Genomic DNA, 18505 nt, shown 5'->3' on the forward strand with positions numbered 1-18505 from the left:
TTTGCCGAACGCGCGCAAGTTCGCCACCTGTTCGCTCACTGTTTCGCGCGCACCTGACAACTGCGCGTGCGTTTGCGGTCGACCGGGCGCGCACCTGACAACTGCGCGCGCGTGTGCGGTCGACCCGACGCCCCAGCGGCCGATCGAAGACCACCGCGCACAACCACAGTGCTCGACGAGAGTGCGCCGCAACCTAGAGTTTCTGCAGCACGGTGCGCAGTTCGGCCCTGTTCAGTTTTCCCGGACCTCGTGTGGGTAGTGAGTCGAGTAGATACAACTCGCGTGGTGCGGCGGTGATGTCGAGCGAGGCAGCAACGTGGGTGCGTAGGTCCGCCAATGTCACCGGAGCAGAGGCGACGACTGCGACCACCACTTTCTGGCCGAGTCGCTCGTCGGGCAACCCCACGACGGCGCATTCTCGTATTGCGGGGTGTGTTGCCAGTGCAGCCTCGACGACCTGCGGCACGACGGTCAGTCCGCCGGTCGAGATCGCTTCGTCGAGTCGTCCGGAGATGCTCAGGACCCCGTCGACGATGGTTCCGGCGTCGTCGGTGCGGAACCATCCGGGTTCGGCGAACGCCGGATGATCGGGTAGCCCGCGGTAGCCCGAGGCCACGGTCTTTCCACCCAGCACGACCCTGCCGTCGTCGATGCGTACGACGGTGCTGTGCAGTGGAACTCCGTCGTACACGCAGCCGCCTGCCGTTTCGCTCATTCCGTAGGTCCGCACCAATCGGATGCCCGCGTCCTGTGCCTTCTCTCGCAGCGGTGCCGGTGTCGCGGCCCCGCCGAGGAGGACTGCGTCCAGTGAGGCGAGGGCCGCGATCGCTTCGGGGATCTCGAATACCTTCAGCAATTGTCCGGGGACGAGTGAGGTGTAGCGCAGGGGTCCCGACATCAGGCCAACCGCGTCGATCAGAGCGGAGGGATCGAAACCTCTCGACACGTCCATCACGACGGGCGAGGTTCCGGCGAGCACACTGCGAAGCAGTACCTGCATTCCGGCGATGTGGTGAGCGGGCAACGCCAGCAGCCACGACCCCGGTCCGCCGAGTCGTTCCTCGGTGGCCGTCGCCGAGGCCACCAGTGCAGAAGCGGACAACATGGCTCCCTTGGGGACACCCGTCGTTCCCGAGGTCGCGACGACCAGGGCGACGCCGTCGTCGATGGGGGTTCCCGGTGCCAGCGCGTCGTGCAGGCGTTCGGTCTCACGCGGATCGTCGGTGGGCACGGGTAGCAGGGCCGGGCCGTCGCCTGCGAGCATGCGGCTCAGCCGCGGCATGATCTCCGCCGCCGCAGGCCCCGACGGAATGGATACGCTCTCGAGCACGGACTCGAGGCTAGTCGCACGGCTCGATCGCGGACGGGAGCACCTACGGGGTCCGCGGTTGTCACCCGAGATCGAGTCGCTGTGGAACAGTGGAACATCGTGAAGGGATCGGGCATGGACGACGCGGTGTGGGCAGCTCTGTCGTACTTCGATTCCGTCGATCCCGCGCTTGCCGCCGACGCGCGTCTGGGCTGGGACGGTCTGGTGGACGTGTCTCCGCCCGCGGGCCCGACGCAACATTCCGTACAGACCTACCTGTGGGTGTATCTGCGTCACGCGGCCGAGGGGCCCGATCGCGCGGTCGACATCGCACATGCCCTCGGTGACCTGCTCGACCGGCTCGGACGCGTCGGATACGCGGAGATCGCCCGAAGCGCCGTCACCGAGGAGCTGGTGCGAACACCCGACGACGCCGCGTGGTTGCAGCACTATCGCGCCGCCACCGAACAGTCGGGCATCGGTGCCGTCGATACCGAGCTCGTCACCTGGCAGGACGCCCCGACCGGTGTCGAGCGGGCCATCGTGGAAAAGATCGGTGAGACGCTGGAAGTGGCGACCATCGCCGGCGAGTTCGAGCCGTCGAAGCCCGGTGGGCGACCGCTCGGCACCAACGCTCTGGCCATGCGTCGACGCGGCGTCACCGATGCCGTGCTGACCTCCGATCGAGGCAAGGACGACTCCGAGGCAGTTCTGCTCGAACAGCTCCTCGACCACCGCATCGAGTTGTGGAGCAACTACAGCGCTCCGCGGGCCGAGCTGTATCTGGGGCTGCGCGAGGCGCTGCACGAGGCCGCCGAGCCGGTGTACGGGTGTGTGCGCAGGCTCGAGAGTTTCATCGGATGCATCGGGGACGGCGTCGCGTTGACCGACGCCGGGTACCTGCCGGACGAGGTGGTGGCCGGCATCGCGAACACGGTGTTTCCTCCGGCCGAACGTCCGTTGTATGTCGGCCGCGAACTCGACACGGAGAAGGTACTGATCGTCCGACGCCTCCTGATGAGGGTGCGTCTGCTGCGTCGGTCCGCCGGGCGGTTGGTACCGACGGCCCGAACTCGGCAGCTCAGCTCCGACGGGCTGTGGCGCGTGCTCACCGCAGGCATCGTCGGCACCGAATATCACCCGGACACGATTGCCGCGGAGGTCGTTCTGGCTCGCATGATCGTCGGTCACGATGTCGCCGACGTGGAAGGGACGGCAGACGACCTGGCGCGTCTGCTGCGGGCCGAGGGGTGGACGCATTCCGGCGAGGAGCCTGCTGCCGAGCATGCCGAGCCGCTCGCTCGGACCCTGGTCGCCGAGTTGAGCGCCCTGGGGGCGTTCGAGTTGCCGGAACCGGCTCACGCGTCGGGGCCGCAGCCGTCCGGCTCGGTCGCGACGGACGAAGGCAAGCGACTGGCCGCGGCGGTGCTGCGGCATCGGCTGCTCCATACGCGCTATCCGTCGTTGTGACCGCTCTCGGATGGCCTATCGGTCGAAACTGCAGATGTGGCCCGGTTAAGCTCACCTGGATCCGGTTCCAGAACGGGCCCGGCGGTTCGTTGCGAGGTGATGCCGGTGGACGGTGAGGTCGCGGACACCGCGCGCTCTCGGTCTCGCCGGCAGAGCGACTCGGCTCGTCGATACCTCGATGTCGAGGCGACGACGCCCGCTCTGCGGTCGACGGTCGAATTCGCCGCACGCAGCGTCGGATTCGCCATCGCGCAGCTCAACGTGCTCGACGAAGACACTCAGTACACGCTGGTCAACGTCGGCGGACCGCCGGTGTCGACGGTCGTACGAGCCGACACCCTCTGCGACGACGTGGTGCGCTCCGGCGAACCCGCCGTCGTGGCGCACGGACGCGTCCATGCCACCACCCGGCAGCGCGCCATCCTCGACGACAACGGCATCGCGTCCTACGCGTCGGTTCCGCTGCGCGGGCGCGAGGGCCTGGTGATCGGCACCCTCTGCCTGCTCGATCGCACGCCGCGCTCGCTCTCGGGTGAGCAGATGCGCGAACTCGAACAGTTCGCGTCGGTGCTGGAGGAACAACTCGACCTGCATCGCCGCGTCGGATCGGGCGTCATCCGGCTCGGGAGCGACAACGACATCGCCGACTCCATCGCCGACGGCCACATCGTCCCCTGGTTCCAATCGATCGTGGATCTGCGGACCGAGAAGATCGTCGGCTTCGAGGCCTTGGCGCGTTGGCATCACCCCACTCGCGGGATGGTGGTGCCTGCGGACTTCGTGCCGTTCGCCGAAGCCAGTGAACTGATCATCGACGTCGACCTCAGTGTGCTCGCGCAGGCCGCGGTCGAAATGAAGAAGTGGCACGTCCATCGTCCGGACCTGCGGCTGACCGTCAACATCTCGGGACGCCACCTGGCCCATCCCGACGGTGTCAGTCAGTTGCAGCGCGCCATCGCGTCCTCCGGGGTGTCGCCGTCGTCGATCTCGCTCGAGCTCACCGAGACCACCGCCGTGACGCCGGGGCCGTTGCTGCGCAGGCACATCGACGACGTGCATCGGCTCGGCTTCAGGGTGCTGCTGGACGATTTCGGTTCGGGCTGGTCCTCACTCGAACGGCTGGTGACCCTTCAACCCGACGGCATCAAGATCGACGGGCACCTGACGCGATTCGTCGACACCGTGGCCGGACGGGCGATGATCAGGTCGTTGGCCGGAGTGGCGAAGGATCTCGATCTGACGATGATCGTCGAGGGCATCGAGAGTCGCGAACAGGCCGACGCTGTGCTCGAACTCGGGTGCACGCTGGCTCAGGGGTATCTGTGGTCGAGGCCGCAGTCGGCATCGGCGGTGCTGCGCGCGATCGCCGACGACGCGTCGACGGGCTAGCGGTTGTCCTTTCGCAGCGGATGATCCTGCGGGATCTGCACCAGCACGATGGGAATCGCGTCCGGATCCTCGATCCACATCTCGATCAGGCCCCACGGCTCGGTGCGTGCCTCACGCACGATTTCGATCCCGGCGGCCGTCAATTCCTCTGTAGCAGAGGCGATATCGCGTACCTGCAACCACAGCGCGCCGGAGAACGAACCCGATTCGTCGCCGCGATGATGCGCAGCGATCTCGAGCAGACCCTGACCCGCGAAGAACACCGTTCCGCCGGGGTATTCGCGACACACTGCCAACGACAGACCGTCACGGTAGAACGCGAGAGTCCTCTCGTAGTCGACGGGTCGGAGAATTGTCCGAGAAGCGAGGATGTCCACCCCGCATGGATACCACGGTCAGCCGAGGTGGTTCCGCAGGCTCCACTCTCACAGTTCGGTCGTCGCGATTCGGTTACCACCGGCAGCCTTCGCCTCGTACATCATCGAATCCGCCATCCGCGTTGCCCGCGTCACGACGTCGATGTTCTGATCCCACACCGGTGAACCCGCGTGCACGATCGCAGCCCCCACGCTGACCGTCACCGCAATCGGATCCTCGGGATCGCGCAGTGCTCGGCGCACCCCGTGGACCAGCGCGTCGATGTGGAGGCGGGACGTCGAGACGACGGCGAGGTACTCCTCCCCGCCGGTGCGCGCGACCACACCGTATTCGCCCAGATGTGCGCGTAGACGCTGGGCGACGCGCAGGATGACCGCGTCGCCTTCCTCGTGCCCGTACAGATCGTTCACCGATTTGAACCGGTCGATGTCGATCATCACTGCCGCCGAGCACCGATCCTTCTCTCGGCCGCGTGGCCACACATCGTCGATGGCAGCGTCGAGACCGCGACGATTGGCCAGGCCGGTCAACGGATCGAGCAACGAACGACGCGCATCGTCGGTCAGGATGGTGATCAACAGATGCGAGACGAGCGGAACTGCGGCGATCGTGAGCAGCACGACGTTCGTCCGGAAGATCAGTGATGCGATGTCCACCTCCCCGCGGGAGTACGTCGCTGCGGCGGCAACGAGAGTGCATGTCACCGCGAACACCAGGTGCGCCAGCAGCCAGCGGGGGCTGAGGCAGAACGTGCAGAACGTTCCGATCACGGCGAACAGCGTGCACGTCAGCAGGGCGTCCGTGAGCGGGTTGATCCACAGCGTCGACGCCGTCCCCAGATCGGCGAAGACCGCAAAGGCCACCACCCCGAGCCGGCCGGGAAACGGTCTGATGATCCAGGCCGCGCTGACGGCCACGACCATGACGATCAGAGCCGATTTCCAGGCGATGGCGAGCGGGCTGCGTGTGGTGTCCTCGGAGAACAACGACACCACCGCCAGCACACCGAAATTGAGCGTCAGGCATGCCAACACCCACCGGATAATTCTTCCGGCGGGCCGGGAGTTCTGGAAGTCCGCCATCCAGCGATAGTCGTAGGGCTGGGTGAACCAGGCTCGCAGAGCGCCCGCAGCACTGTGGTGGTTTCGGCGGTTCGACGTCGAAATCACCGGTAGGTCAGAAGTATCGGGGGAACGGCGACCAGTCGGGCTCGCGCTTGTCGAGGAACGCGTCGCGACCCTCCACGGCCTCGTCGGTCATGTAGGCCAGGCGGGTGGCTTCACCGGCGAACAGTTGCTGACCCACCAGGCCGTCGTCCTGCAGGTTGAAGGCGTACTTCAGCATTCGTTGTGCCTGAGGTGATTTCGCGTTGATCTTGGCAGCCCACTCGATCGCGGTGTTCTCGAGCTCGTCGTGATCGACCACCTTGTTCACTGCGCCCATCCGGTGCATCTCCTCGGCCGAGTACGTCTCGCCGAGAAAGAATATCTCGCGGGCGAACTTCTGACCGACCATCTTCGCCAGATACGCACTCCCGTAACCACCGTCGAAGCTGCCGACATCGGCATCGGTCTGCTTGAACCGGGCATGCTCGCGGCTCGCGAGAGTCAGATCGCACACCACGTGCAGGCTGTGCCCGCCTCCTGCCGCCCAGCCGTTGACCAAGCAGATGACCACCTTGGGCATGAAGCGAATGAGGCGCTGCACCTCGAGGATGTGCAGGCGTCCGGCGCGGGCCTTGTCGACGGTGTCGGCCGTCTCCCCGTCGGCGTACTGGTAACCACTGCGACCGCGAATGCGCTGATCGCCACCGGAGCAGAACGCCCAGCCGCCGTCCTTGCTGCTCGGACCGTTGCCGGTGAGCAGCACCGTTCCCACGTCGGAGCTCACCCGTGCATGCTCGAGGGCGCGGTAGAGCTCGTCGACGGTGTGCGGCCGAAAAGCGTTGCGAATGTCGGGCCGATCGAACGCAACTCGCACGGTCGCGTCGGACACGTGGCGGTGATACGTGATGTCGGTCAGGTCTTCGAAGCCGGGAACGGGACGCCACAGTGCGGGAGTGAAGGTCACAGGCGCCAGCTTAACGGTGGCCGGGGTTGACTCCGTGCCGAACGGTCGGTGCAGCTAGCGTGCAGTCATGACCGACCCGATCGAGCTCGACCGAGATTCCGACCCCGAATACGACCACCACGGGGGCTTCCCGCGTTTCGTGCCGGCGAAGGTGGGCCCGGAGTACGGGCAGCTGCTCGAGGCGCTGCGCACGGTGCAGGACCTCGCGGTGTCCACCTCGTTGCCTGCCGACGTGACCGAGGCAGCAGCGGACAAGACCAGGGAACTGATCGAGCTGTTGAGCCCGCACGTGGTGGCCGAGGGGCGACAGACCGCCGGACGAGTTCCTCGGCTGCCCGGTCGCGGTTCGCTGCTGTTGCTGCCGTGGATCATCGAGAAGATCGACGCCGAGGGCGTGCGCAGCAGAGGCATGTTCCGTCGTTTCCACCTCGGTGGTAACTCCGCCGCGCACGGCGGCACTCTGCCGCTGCTGTTCGACGACCTCTTCGGCCTGATCCAGCACGCCTACGGCAGGCCCATCAGCCGGACGGCGTACCTGCACATCAACTACCGCAAGGTGACGCCGCTGAACACCGAGCTGGTCGTCGAGGGCGCGGTGGATCGGGTCGAGGGGCGCAAGACGTTCATCAACGCTCGGCTCACCGATCTCGACGGCACCCTGTTGGCCGACTGCGAGGCGTTGATGGTGCAGTTGCTCCCGGGGCAGCAATGATCCCCCCGATCGACGACATTCTGGACGGCGCGCATGTGCTCTCGATGCCCATGCGGACCAAGTTCCGCGGCATCACCACCCGCGAGGTGATGCTCGTTCGTGGGCCGGCCGGGTGGGGTGAATTCTCACCGTTCCCCGAATACGACGACGTCGAGTCGGCACCCTGGTTGGCGTCGGCGATCGAGGCCGCGTGGGACGGCCCGCCGAGCCCACTGCGTCGACGCATCCCGGTGAATGCGACGGTCCCCGCCGTGGCGGCCTCGGAGGTGGCATCGGTGCTGAGCCGATCTCCCGGGGCCGAGACCGCCAAGGTGAAGGTGGCCGAGAAGGGGCAGACGCTCGCCGACGACGTCGCCCGGGTGCGCGCGGTGCGCGAGCTGGTCCCGCGGGTTCGCGTCGACGCCAACGGCGGCTGGACCGTCGACGAGGCGGTGGCGGCGCTGACGGCCCTGACCGCCGACGGTCCGGTCGAGTACGCCGAGCAGCCGTGCGCCACCGTTGCCGAACTCGTCGAACTTCGTCGCCGGGCTCCGGGAGTGCGCGTGGCAGCGGACGAGAGCATTCGCCGAGCCGAGGATCCGATGAAGGTCGTCCGGGCAGGCGGAGCCGACATCGCGGTGCTCAAGGTCGCCCCGCTCGGTGGGATGCGCGCGGTGCTCGAGCTGGCCGGCGAGCTGGGGGAGTACGGCGTTCCGGTGGTGGTGTCGAGTGCTCTGGATTCGGCGGTGGGAATCTCGGCCGGTCTGGCCGCTGCCGCGGCGTTGCCGCACCTCGAATTCGCCTGCGGTCTGGGAACGGGCGCACTGTTCGTTCGAGACGTCGCACCTGCGCCGGAGGTGGTCGACGGAACGTACCCCGTCGGCAGTCTCGAACCCGACGCCCAGGCGCTGATCGAGCTCGATGCCGATGCCGATCGCACGCAGTGGTGGATCGAGCGAGTTCGGCGTTGCCACGCCCTTCTGCGGTAGTGTTGCGGCCGGTCCGCGACGGGGCCGCTGACACATCTGGGAGGAAGTTCGAAGTGGTTGCTGCACTCAAGGATTCGCTGCTCGACGAGTCGAAGGCCGACGCTCTGCGCGTCGACGTTCTGGCTCTGATCGATGCCGAGGTCGCGGACAAGAAGGGCGCGAGTGGCCTCGCGGTCAAGGGGGGATACGGCGCAGTGAAGAAGGTCGGGCCGTCGTACATCGACAGCGCGGTCTCGGCTCTGTGGCCCGATTTCGTCGACAAGCTCGACCCGTTCTGGCAGTCGTACAACGCTGCCCCGCAGGGCACGTTCGGTGACTATCTCGTCGCCAACGGCGACGCCGCATCGGACGCGTTGCTCTCGGTCACCGATGCACGCATCGAGGAGACCGACAAGTCCGTCGTCAAGAAGTTCTACGGCAGCCTGCGTGGCTCGGCGAAGAAGAACGTCATCGAGGCACTGCCTCGCGTGGGTGACCTGGTCGCCAAGCACGCCTGAGCGGCTTCGCCGCATGTGAGTGGAAACTCGTAGCCTGCTACGAGGTGGGAGTGGAGCCTGCGGAACGACCCAAGGGCTCCACGCTCACATGCGCGTAGCGCTCAATCGCTCCCAGTCGGCTTCCGTCTGATCCGCGTACAGCTGCGCGAAGCGGCACAGCGCCACCTCGAGGGCATCGGAATCACCCGCGTATCCCGAGATCATCGACGCGCCGCTGGTGCGTGCGTGACCCTTGGCCAGCAGACGGCCCACCACCCGTGCGTAGTCGACCAGCGCGGGTGCATCGATCGACGACAGGTCGATCGTTCCCTTCATGTTGCGGAACTGCCGCACGTAGTACTGACGTCCGGCGATGGTCGTCCAGCCCAGTAGCGGATCGCTGACGGTCTGCAGATCCTGCTGATACTCGACGACGCGTTGCCCCTGATGGTCGTGCCAGGCCGATTCGCCGTGCACGTACGGTGCCAGCACCGAGCGTCTGGCCTGCTTGAGCTGGAGAAACACCACGTCGTCCTCGCTGGTGCCCTCGAGCAGAGCCACATACGCCCGCAGGCCGACGCTGCCGACGCCCACCACGCGGTGCGCAACGTCGATCAACGTGTATCCACCGAGCACTCGACGCCAGTGTGGGGTGAGGGTGAGCAGATACTCGTCCAGTCCGACGGCGAGAAGTTCCTCGTCCTTCGCCGAGATGCGCGTGGTGATCGGCGGCTCCTCGACGATTCTGCGCTTGCCCTCGTGCTTCTCGGTGAAACGCGGCAGAACGCGGTCACTGGTGCGTCGACGCGCCTTCTTGGTGGCGCGTTTGATCTCCTTGCGCAGCGAGCCTTCGGTGGCGTCACGCTGCAGCTTCTCGGCGGTCAGACGCTGGAACGAACGCGACATCAGCGGCTCGTCGGCAAGTCTGGCCACCTCGATGCGGTACGCGGACACACAGGCGGTGACGGCGTCACGGCACTGATCCTCGGTGCGGCCGTTTTGCCGCCCGGCCACCCAGATGCTCGCGGCGAGGCGTCGTAGATCCCACTCCCAGGCTCCCGGGTGGGCCTCGTCGAAGTCGTTGAGGTCGATAACGAGGTCACGTTCCGGTGAGGCGTAGAAACCGAAGTTGCCGAGGTGGGCGTCGCCGCTGATGACCGGGTTGATGCCGGTCGACGGCAGCATCGCCACGTCTCGGGCCATGACGATGGCCGTGCCGCGGAGAAAGCCGTAGGGGGACTCGACCATCCGCTCGAGGCGCGTCGGTATCAGCCATTCGATGCGGCCCTGGTGCGAGTAGTCGATCTGCTTGACCGGGTCGGGTCGATCCGGTGGTGCCGCCCAGTCACCCAGGGAGGCGATCGGAACCTTCTCGCGTAGGCGTCGACCCAGTTCGTAGCGCTCGGCGCGGGGGAGAGGACGGGCTCGCAGCGAGGCGAACGACGCGCCGTCCACCTCGACCGAGTCGGTGACGACCGTGTGACCTTTTCCCAAGCCGGACATGTGAGATGACACTAATCCAGTGCTATCCGGCGGCTTTACCGAACTTCCAGTATCCGGTGAAGCAGATGCTGGATTTCGGTACTGCGCGGTCGTTCACCAGGTATCTGCGCAGGCCCGCCGCCAGGCCCTGCTCGCCTGCCACGTAGACGTACGGGGTGCCGCCGGGAAGTTCGGCCTGCTGCACGGCGGTCAGTGCGGCCTCGCCGGGTTTGGCACGCTGGTCGGGTCGGACGATCCAGTTCAGCTCGACGCCCGGCGGCACGTCCTGATGCTGGATGTCGGCCTCGGTGGGGACTTCGACGAACACCACGGCCCGCAGGTCCGCAGGCGAGGATCGCAGTATGCCGAGAATTGCCGGAGCAGCACTTTCGTCGCCGACGAGCAACTGCCACGAGGGTTCGGTGTCCGGGTTGTAGATGCGGCCCTCGTCGAGAATCGCGACGCGGTCTCCGGGTACGGCCTGCGCAGCCCACGACGACGCCGGACCTGCCTCGCCGTGTTCGCCGCCGTGTGCGACGAAGTCGACGTCGAGCTCCGCACCCTCGCTGAATCGGCCTTGGCCTGCGGGCCGGAAGTCGCGGACGGTGTAGTTGCGAACCACCGGTTTGGTGTTCTTGGAGAAGGTCAGATATTGGGCGTACCAGAGCTTGGAGGTCGTGCTGGGTATGCGGGGTTCGCTCTGCCCCGGTTGCGGCAGGAACAGTCGAAACCACTGGTCGTAGCCCATGTACCGGTAGTCCGCGAGCGACTCGCCCCCGAGGGTGATTCTGACGAAACCGGAACTGATCTTCTCGGCGGCGAGGACGTGCAGACGGTAGAACGCCGGATGATCGGGTTTGACGTACTTGGCCATGCCGGTGAGATTAGTGGACCCTAACTCCGAATGGGGTCGCGTCGATTCACTCGGGTCGATCTCGTCGGTAGTGCTGGACGACCTTTGCTCCCATCGGCACCGCGAACAGCATCATGAACACTCGGATCACCTGCGCTGCCACGACGAACGTGACGTTCGCTCCGGTCGATGCCGCGATCGCCAGTACCGCGTACACCCCACCCGGGGTGGTCGCGAGGTAGCCCTCGTATCCGCTGGTGCCCGTCGACGAGGCCAACCACAGCCCCAGCATCGCGCACCCGACGGTGACGGCGATGATGAGCAGCAACGCGGACGGCAGCACCCGCGAGATGGACTTCAGGCTCGCGACGGTGAATCGCAGACCCGCTTGCCACCCGATCACGATGTACGCCGCCCACAGCAGCAACGTGGGAACCGATGCGTCGAACGAGAACCCGAGGACATCGGCGCACGTGGCGATGATCAGTGGGCCCAGCAGTGCGGGGGCAGGAAAGCGCAGCGCACGCGCGAGCAGTACGCCGATCGCGCCGCAGACCAGCACGAAAACCAGGTCCACGTACAGCGGAGCTCCGGAATCGGCGATCGCGGTCGAGTGCCCTGGCTGCGCCCGGAACACCAGCGTGGCCACCAGCGGCAGGGTAGTGGTGACGAGAACGACCCGCAGGTACTGCACCACCGCAACGACGCGTTCGTCGCCGCCGAGTTCCTGAGCGATGGCCACCAGGCCCGACGCGCCGCCCGCGACCAGTGCCAGCGCACCGGTCAGTGAATCGATGTCCGTGCGCAGTCCCAGCAGCGCGCCCGCGGCGATGGACAACAGGAGCGTTCCGACGCATGCCAGCAGCACCGGCAACCACGCATCGCCCAGTGAGCCGAGTGTGTCTCGTTGCACCAGCGTCCCGATCTCGACGCCCAGCACCGCCTGAGCCGCCATGCCGAGCCGTCGCGGCAGCGGAGCGCGCTCGGTGCCCGTGGTCGGTGCCCAACCTGCGAGAGCGAAGATCACCGCCACCAGCAACGCGACGAACAGGGCTGCCGATGGAACCCCGAGGGCGTCCGCACCGACCGTCAGTCCGACGGTGACGAGAACCAGCAGCGACCAGCGAATCAAGAAGGGCGCTCGATTTCGCGAACCTCGGGCGGCAAGCCCCACTCGGTACGGCCGAGGCGGCTCAGCGGGGCGATGGCGTCGAACTCGGGGAGGCCGTCCTCGGCCAGATATTCGGGACGGACCGACAGGGCGACGACGGTGCCCATGACGACGAAGCAGTTACCCACTTCGACGACGCGATGCAGCGTCGCCTCGATGGCGATCGGAGCGGCGGCCACGCGCGGTGGTGTCACGACGGTGCTGGGCTCGCTCTCGATCCCGACGGCTTCGAATTCGCTGACGCCGTGGTCGAAGCTCGCCGAACTGCTGTTGACCTGATCCACCAACGGTGCCGTCGCCAGGTTCACGACGAACTCGCCCGTGGCCTCGATGTTGCGAAGACTGTCCTTGCGGGTCACCGAGGTGAACTGCACGACGGGCGGTACCACCGAGGACACCGTGAAGAAGCTGTAGGGGGCGAGGTTCGCCACACCGTCGGCGGAGACGGTGGAGATCCACGCGATGGGCCTGGGTACCACCGAAGCGGTCAGGAGCTGGTAGAAGCGACCGGGAGCGACCTCGTCGGGCCGAAAGACTGTACGCACACCTCAATACTGTCAAAGCCCGGTTGCGGCGGCTGACCGACGCATCTGACACTCTGGAAACTGTGAATCCGTCCACCGCACAGGCCACCGCAGTCGTCGACGAATTGGCGCGCAGCGGGATCCGAGACGTCGTGCTCTGTCCCGGCTCGCGGAACGCTCCGTTGGCGTTCGCGTTGCAGGAGGCGGACGTCGCCGGTCGCCTGCGGTTGCACATGCGGATCGACGAGCGAACCGCCGGCTTTCTGGCCATCGGGCTGAGCCTGGGCAGCGGTCAGCCCGTCCCTGTGGTGATGACGTCGGGAACCGCGGTCGCGAATCTGGGGCCTGCTGTTCTCGAAGCGAACTACGCACGCATTCCGCTGATCGTCATCAGCGCCAACCGCCCGTACGAGATGCTCGGGACCGGCGCGAACCAGACCATCGAGCAGCTCGGCCTGTTCGGATCTCAGGTCCGCGCGACGATCAGCCTCGGCCTCGCCGAGGAAGGGCCCAAGCAGAACAGTCAGTGGCGCAGTGCGGTCTCACGGGTCATCGCCGCAGCGCGCGGCGCACGCTCCGGCAACGCGGGCCCGGTGCACTTCGACATCCCGCTGCGTGAGCCGTTGGTGCCTGCGATCGGAGACCCGGGTGCCCGTCCGGAGGGTCGGCCCGACGGAATGCCGTGGACCTCGACCACCCAGGCGACACTGGACGTTCCCGTCGAACTGGATCTGACGATCGACACCGTGGTCGTCTCCGGTCACGGCGGTGCCGTGCGTCCGGAGCTCGCCGGGCTGCCGACCGTCGCCGAGCCGACGGCGCCCCTGCACGGAATCCCGTTGCATCCCTTGGCTCTCGCGCAGTTGAGGCCGCGCCAGGCAGTCATCACCGGGCGGCCGACGCTGCATCGGCAGGTCTCGGCTCTGTTGGCCGACCCTGCGGTCGACGTCATCGCGCTGACCACCGGACCGCGCTGGCCCGACGTCTCCGGCAACGTCCTGGCCACCGGCACTCGCGCAGTCACCACCGGCGCGCCCGACCCTGCCTGGATCGCGCGCTGCGCCGCTCTGTCCGAGAAGGCCGAACTGGCTGTGCACGAACAACTTCGAGAGCATCCCAAGCCGACGGGGCTGCACGTGGCCGACGTGGTGATGTCCGCGCTGCAGCCCGGAGACCAGCTGGTGCTCGGAGCCTCCAACCCCGTGCGCGACGCGGCCCTGGTGGCGACCCCGACCCCGGACGTGAAGGTTCTCTCCAACCGCGGCGTGGCCGGCATCGACGGCACCGTCTCGACGGCCATCGGTGCCGCGATGGCCGGAAAGCGCCGCACCATAGCGCTTCTCGGCGATCTGACATTTCTGCACGACGCAGCGGGCCTGCTCATCGGCACCGGTGAACCGCGTCCCGACGACCTGACGATCGTGGTCGCCAACGACGACGGCGGCGGCATCTTCGAGCTCCTCGAACAGGGCGACCCGCAGTACGCGGGGGTGTTCGAGAGAGTGTTCGGCACACCCCACGGCATGGATCTCGGCGCGCTGTGCGGTGCCTATCGTGTGGAGCATCGACTGGTCGACTTGGCCGATCTGGCAACCGAACTCACCGGCCGTGCCACGGGAATCCGAGTGCTGGAAGTGACCACCGAGCGATCGGGACTGCGGGATCTGCACGCGGCGATCAGGGCGCGACTGTAAAGGGGATCGAGTCGATGCCCGATCGAATCTTCGAGAATCCTCGATTGACGGCGATCTACGACATGCTCGAGGGTGATCGCTCCGATCTGGACGTGTACGTGGCGGCAGCCGAGGAATCGAATGCGCGCCGAGTACTCGACGTCGGTTGCGGGACAGGGACTTTGGCCTTGCGCTTGGCGGCTCGCGGGATCGCGGTCACCGCGCTCGATCCGGCCGCCGGATCATTGGCAGTGGCCCGACGCAAACCCGGTGCCGAGCAGGTCAGGTGGGTTCAGGGGTACGCCGGGGACCTACCGGCACTCCAAGTCGATCTGGTGACGATGACGGGCAATGTCGCGCAGGCCATCGTCGATGACGAGGATTGGTCGCTCACGCTGACACGAATCGGCGATGTACTGCGTCCGGACGGATGTCTGGTGTTCGAGACTCGCATTCCCGCACGCACGGCCTGGACCGAGTGGAACAAGCGAGACTCCTGTGCAGTGCGCGATATTCCGGGGGTGGGCCGGGTGGAAAGTTGGCTGGAGACCACCGAGGTCGATGGGCCCTTGGTCAGCTTTCGTTGGACGTACGTCTTCGCCGGTGACGGTGAGGTTCTGACGTCGGATTCGACGCTCCGGTTCCGCGAGCGTGAGGAGGTGGAAAGTGCCCTCGTCGATCATGGGTTCACAGTCGGCGAGGTGCGCGACGCGCCGGACCGGCCGGGGCGAGAGATGATCTTCTACGCGCACTCTGCAGCGGACCGGTAGCTTCTCGGCCGGGTTTACGATCGCTGCGTGCCCGCATCCGAAACGCGAGCACGTGTCAAGGCCGACAATCGGATCGAGGAGAACCAGTGGCGGGTGCTTTCGAGGTTCTGCTGGACGATGACCGCGCTCAGCTCGAGGCGTTCGTCGAGGAGTACCGGAACGCCCTGGACGCGATAGTCGACGGTCTCACCGAGGAGCAGGCGCGTGAACGGTTGGTCCCATCGGCCACAACGCTTCTCGGACTGCTCAAACATGTGACATGGATGCAACGGGTGTGGTTCGAGGAATGCATCGGGGGTAGGTCCAGGGTTGAGCTCGGCCTGGTTCGCAGTCCTGCGGAGTCCTTCGTTGTCGACGACCACGACACCATCGTCGGTGTCGTCGCGGCGCACAGACAGGCCTGCGCAACTGCTCGAGCGGTGGCAGCCGACGTGCCACTCGATGCCGTCGTAACGGGTCATCGCAGCGGGCCTCGTACGGTGCACTGGGTATATCTCCAGGTGCTGAGAGAATTGGCCCACCACTGCGGCCATGCCGACATCCTTCGTGAACAGATTCTCTCATCCTGAGGCACGAGGGTAGGTCGTCAGCCCTGCGCCGCAACCCATTCGAGGGTCTCGCCGGTTTCCTGATCGATCATGTCCTTGATCATCTTGTTGATCAGGTCCTCGATCTTGCCGCCGACGAGTGGAATCTTCACCGTCGATTCGCCCTTGACGATCAACTTCGCACCAGTTCCGTCGGGTCGAAGAGACAGCGTGCCGTTCACCTTGGCCGGTAGACCGGTGGTGCCGCCGATGAGGGTTCCCTCGGCATGGTCGCCCTCGAGCGGACCCCAGTGATCGGTGCGGGAGACGATCAGCTTGCCCTTGATGACCTTCGTGACGAAGCCGGGGAGTTCGGAGGTGCCGACCTCTTCGGTGATGTCGACCGTCAGACCGCCGTCCTCGTGCTTGGTCATTTCGTACCCGTCCGTCTTCTTCGCCTTGGCGAAACGGGCTGCCCACTGGGCCTCGCTGGTGAGTGCTGCGTGCACGTCGGCGGGGGGATTGGACGATTCGACGGTGAACTCGAAGCTGCGCGACATGAGTGCAGACGCTACCCGAGCGGCGTCGCGTCGGCTGCGAAGTAACCTGATCGCTGTGACCGCTACCGACAGAGCCAGCCGAACGCTGTACCGGACCCGGCTGGTCGTGCTCGTGGTCGCCGGCGCGATTTCGGTCCTCGCCGTGCTTCTGGTGGTCGGAGCCTGGCGCAACGACGTCACCATCGATTCCGACAAGGGCACCGCCACCGCCGAAGTGCTGTCCGCGGGCAAGTTGCGCTCGGCCGTCAGCTTCATCACCCCCGACGGCGTGACACACAACCCGGCGCTCGGCGTGCTGTACCCCACCAACCTCATCGCCGGTCAACGCATCGAGGTCGAGTACTACAAGGCAGACCCGGACGTCGAACTGGTGCGCGTCGCCGGCCGCGACGCTACCGTCGCTATCGTTCCGGCCGGGTCGGTCATCGTCGTCACCTGGCTGATCGCCGGGCCGGTGCTGTTCTGGTTACGACGCAAGGAGGCCCGGAATGCGTGATGCCAAGCAGTGGATCATCGCTGCCCTCGCCGCGGTGGCCGGGTTCGCGCTGGTGAACTTCGGCAACATCGCGTCCTCGATCGTGGTCTTGGTGCTCGCCGTTGGGTTCGTTCTCGCACTGACGACGCCGGTGCTGTACCCCCGGTCCTTGTCCGACGACGCCTCGCGCACCCTGGCGACTCGGAATTCGGTGCCGTTGGTCTACTGGCGTCCTGGATGCATCTTCTGCCTGCGGTTGCGGGTAGCGCTGTTGCTGCGCGGAAAGAAAGCCGTGTGGGTGAACATCCGCAAGGATCCGGCAGGAGTGGAGCCTGCGGAACGACCATTCAACGCTGCGGCCGCGCGGGTTCGGTCGGTCAACGACGGCAACGAGACGGTCCCGACCGTGTTCGTGGGATCCGAACACCGCACCAACCCCGATCCGTCGTGGGTGCTCGCGCAATTCGTGTGACGTTGGCCCACACGTAACGTTGTCCATACCTGGCCGACTGCGGGGCCGCCCACACTGAGGACCGTGCGAGTAGCCATCGTTGCGGAATCGTTCTTGCCCAACATGAACGGCGTCACCCACTCGGTGATCCGTGTCCTCGAACACCTCGACAAGACGGGGCACGACGCCATCGTCATCGCCCCGGACAATCCGTCCGGCCCCAGAGCCGCGACGTGGCACGACGATGTTCCGGTGCACCGGGTGCCGTCGATCATGGTCCCCAAGGTCAGTTCGCTGCCCGTCGGAGTGCCGGGCCTCGGCATGGTCTCGGCGATGCGTGCCTTCGCCCCCGACGTCGTCCATCTCGCGTCACCGTTCCTGCTCGGAGCAGGCGGTCTCGCCGCCGCCAACCGACTGGATGTGCCTGCTGTTGCCGTCTACCAGACCGATGTCGCCGGTTTCGCCGCCAGTTACGGCCTCGGCCTGACGTCCAAGGCAGCGTGGCGCTGGACGAGGAGACTGCACCGCGGCGCGGCCCGCACCCTGGCACCGTCCACCTCCGCCGTCGACGCTTTGGAGCTGCACGGAATTCCGCGCGTGCACCGATGGGCCAGGGGAGTGGACGCCGTTCGATTCGCGCCTTCGGCCGCGTCGGCCACCCTTCGCGACCAGTGGGGAGCCGGCGACAAACTGATCGTCGGCTTCGTGGGAAGGCTCGCCCCCGAGAAGCACGTCGAGCGCCTCGCCGTCCTGGCCACCGACCCGTCGATCCAGCTGGTGATCGTCGGCGGCGGACCCGACACAGCGGCGTTGCAGACCCTGATGCCCGGCGCGATCTTCACCGGTCAACTCGGCGGCGACGAACTCGCGCGGACGTACGCCAGCTTCGACATCTTCGTCCACCCCGGCGAACACGAAACCTTCTGCCAAGCAGTGCAAGAGGCCCTCGCCAGTGGCGTCCCCGTCATCGGACCCGACGCCGGGGGCCCGCGCGATCTGGTCTCGCACTGCCGCAACGGATACCTGCTGCCGGTCGACAAGTTCACCGAGCTGCTGCCCAGTGCCGTAGGTGCCCTCACCGAACCCACCACCCGGGCACGATTCGGCGACGCAGCTCGCAAATCCGTTCTGCACCGAACCTGGCCGGCCATCTGCGACGAACTGATCTCGCACTACTACGACGTGCAAGGCATCACAGCTCCGCAGGTGCAGAAGATTGCGTAGCGTCTTCTGGTCGCTCCGCAGGC

At 66.5% G+C, this 18505-nt stretch carries 20 protein-coding genes; 11 read left to right on the forward strand and 9 right to left on the reverse strand.

Annotation, left to right across the window (positions count from 1 at the left end):
* Positions 1–193: 193 nt before the first annotated feature.
* On the reverse strand, positions 194–1282 hold the full coding sequence (menE, locus tag CH273_RS07990) for an o-succinylbenzoate--CoA ligase (RefSeq protein WP_052049287.1): 1089 nt from the start codon (positions 1280–1282) through the stop codon (positions 194–196).
* 147 nt (positions 1283–1429) lie between these two features.
* Between menE and CH273_RS07995 the strand changes: the two genes are divergently transcribed.
* Entirely contained in the window at positions 1430–2779 is a 1350-nt protein-coding gene (locus CH273_RS07995; RefSeq protein WP_032394180.1) for a hypothetical protein, read from the forward strand.
* A 105-nt stretch (positions 2780–2884) separates the two neighbouring features.
* On the forward strand, positions 2885–4168 hold the full coding sequence (locus CH273_RS08000; protein ID WP_230596616.1) for a sensor domain-containing phosphodiesterase: 1284 nt from the start codon (positions 2885–2887) through the stop codon (positions 4166–4168).
* Here CH273_RS08000 and CH273_RS08005 read toward each other — a convergent pair.
* The 3 genes from CH273_RS08005 to CH273_RS08015 are packed head-to-tail and all read right to left on the reverse strand — an operon-like array spanning position 4165 to position 6616.
* Positions 4165–4545 carry a VOC family protein gene (locus tag CH273_RS08005; protein ID WP_032393920.1) on the reverse strand — a complete coding sequence of 127 codons (381 nt, stop codon included), beginning with the start codon at positions 4543–4545 and terminating at the stop codon, positions 4165–4167. The two genes, CH273_RS08000 and CH273_RS08005, sit on opposite strands and share 4 nt — an antisense overlap.
* Positions 4546–4593: 48 nt before the next feature.
* Entirely contained in the window at positions 4594–5715 is a 1122-nt protein-coding gene (locus tag CH273_RS08010; protein WP_230596617.1) for a GGDEF domain-containing protein, read from the reverse strand.
* 7 nt (positions 5716–5722) lie between these two features.
* On the reverse strand, positions 5723–6616 hold the full coding sequence (locus tag CH273_RS08015) for a 1,4-dihydroxy-2-naphthoyl-CoA synthase (protein ID WP_032393921.1): 894 nt from the start codon (positions 6614–6616) through the stop codon (positions 5723–5725).
* Positions 6617–6683: 67 nt separating this feature from the next.
* Between CH273_RS08015 and CH273_RS08020 the strand changes: the two genes are divergently transcribed.
* The 3 genes from CH273_RS08020 to CH273_RS08030 are packed head-to-tail and all read left to right on the forward strand — an operon-like array spanning position 6684 to position 8793.
* Positions 6684–7328 carry a PaaI family thioesterase gene (locus CH273_RS08020; protein ID WP_032393922.1) on the forward strand — a complete coding sequence of 215 codons (645 nt, stop codon included), beginning with the start codon at positions 6684–6686 and terminating at the stop codon, positions 7326–7328.
* Positions 7325–8296, forward strand: a complete 972-nt coding sequence (locus CH273_RS08025) for an o-succinylbenzoate synthase (protein WP_032393923.1) — start codon at positions 7325–7327, stop codon at positions 8294–8296. Before CH273_RS08020 ends, CH273_RS08025 begins: the two co-directional genes overlap by 4 nt.
* Before the next feature lie 53 nt (positions 8297–8349).
* Positions 8350–8793 (forward strand): DUF6918 family protein, encoded by a 444-nt coding sequence (locus CH273_RS08030; protein ID WP_032393924.1) that lies wholly within the window; start codon positions 8350–8352, stop codon positions 8791–8793.
* An 84-nt stretch (positions 8794–8877) separates the two neighbouring features.
* Here the strand turns inward: CH273_RS08030 and CH273_RS08035 are convergent, their stop codons facing one another.
* The 4 genes from CH273_RS08035 to CH273_RS08050 are packed head-to-tail and all read right to left on the reverse strand — an operon-like array spanning position 8878 to position 12823.
* Complete coding sequence (locus CH273_RS08035; protein ID WP_032393925.1) at positions 8878–10275, reverse strand: DUF2252 domain-containing protein; 1398 nt, start codon at positions 10273–10275, stop codon at positions 8878–8880.
* A gap of 22 nt (positions 10276–10297) precedes the next feature.
* Positions 10298–11128: a siderophore-interacting protein gene (locus CH273_RS08040; protein WP_032393926.1), complete on the reverse strand. Its 831-nt coding sequence runs from the start codon at positions 11126–11128 to the stop codon at positions 10298–10300.
* A gap of 46 nt (positions 11129–11174) precedes the next feature.
* Positions 11175–12239 (reverse strand): AbrB family transcriptional regulator, encoded by a 1065-nt coding sequence (locus CH273_RS08045; RefSeq protein ID WP_032393927.1) that lies wholly within the window; start codon positions 12237–12239, stop codon positions 11175–11177.
* The gene (locus CH273_RS08050) at positions 12236–12823 is read right to left on the reverse strand and encodes a flavin reductase family protein (RefSeq protein ID WP_032393928.1); all 588 of its coding nucleotides are present in this window, start codon (positions 12821–12823) and stop codon (positions 12236–12238) included. Before CH273_RS08050 ends, CH273_RS08045 begins: the two co-directional genes overlap by 4 nt.
* 62 nt (positions 12824–12885) lie before the next feature.
* On the opposite strand from CH273_RS08050, the gene menD reads away from it, so the two are divergent.
* The 3 genes from menD to CH273_RS08065 all read left to right on the forward strand — a co-directional run bounded on the left by menD (position 12886) and on the right by CH273_RS08065 (position 15814).
* Complete coding sequence (gene menD, locus CH273_RS08055; protein ID WP_032393929.1) at positions 12886–14496, forward strand: 2-succinyl-5-enolpyruvyl-6-hydroxy-3-cyclohexene-1-carboxylic-acid synthase; 1611 nt, start codon at positions 12886–12888, stop codon at positions 14494–14496.
* Between the two features lie 14 nt (positions 14497–14510).
* Positions 14511–15245: a class I SAM-dependent methyltransferase gene (locus tag CH273_RS08060; protein WP_032393930.1), complete on the forward strand. Its 735-nt coding sequence runs from the start codon at positions 14511–14513 to the stop codon at positions 15243–15245.
* A gap of 86 nt (positions 15246–15331) precedes the next feature.
* On the forward strand, positions 15332–15814 hold the full coding sequence (locus CH273_RS08065) for a DinB family protein (RefSeq protein ID WP_082322361.1): 483 nt from the start codon (positions 15332–15334) through the stop codon (positions 15812–15814).
* Between the two features lie 17 nt (positions 15815–15831).
* On the opposite strand, the gene CH273_RS08070 is transcribed toward CH273_RS08065, so the two are convergent.
* The gene (locus CH273_RS08070) at positions 15832–16332 is read right to left on the reverse strand and encodes a DUF2505 domain-containing protein (protein WP_032393932.1); all 501 of its coding nucleotides are present in this window, start codon (positions 16330–16332) and stop codon (positions 15832–15834) included.
* Between the two features lie 55 nt (positions 16333–16387).
* On the opposite strand from CH273_RS08070, the gene CH273_RS08075 reads away from it, so the two are divergent.
* From CH273_RS08075 to CH273_RS08085, 3 genes are all read left to right on the forward strand, one after another.
* Positions 16388–16828: a hypothetical protein gene (locus CH273_RS08075; RefSeq protein ID WP_045201015.1), complete on the forward strand. Its 441-nt coding sequence runs from the start codon at positions 16388–16390 to the stop codon at positions 16826–16828.
* Positions 16821–17279, forward strand: a complete 459-nt coding sequence (locus tag CH273_RS08080; protein ID WP_032393933.1) for a glutaredoxin domain-containing protein — start codon at positions 16821–16823, stop codon at positions 17277–17279. The genes CH273_RS08075 and CH273_RS08080 overlap by 8 nt, the downstream gene beginning before the upstream one ends.
* 63 nt (positions 17280–17342) lie before the next feature.
* Positions 17343–18482 (forward strand): glycosyltransferase family 4 protein, encoded by a 1140-nt coding sequence (locus tag CH273_RS08085; protein ID WP_032393934.1) that lies wholly within the window; start codon positions 17343–17345, stop codon positions 18480–18482.
* Positions 18483–18505: the final 23 nt, after the last annotated feature.

It is taken from the genome of Rhodococcus sp. 05-339-2 (assembly GCF_002258965.1).
In the GTDB taxonomy this organism is placed as follows: Bacteria; Actinomycetota; Actinomycetes; order Mycobacteriales; family Mycobacteriaceae; genus Rhodococcoides.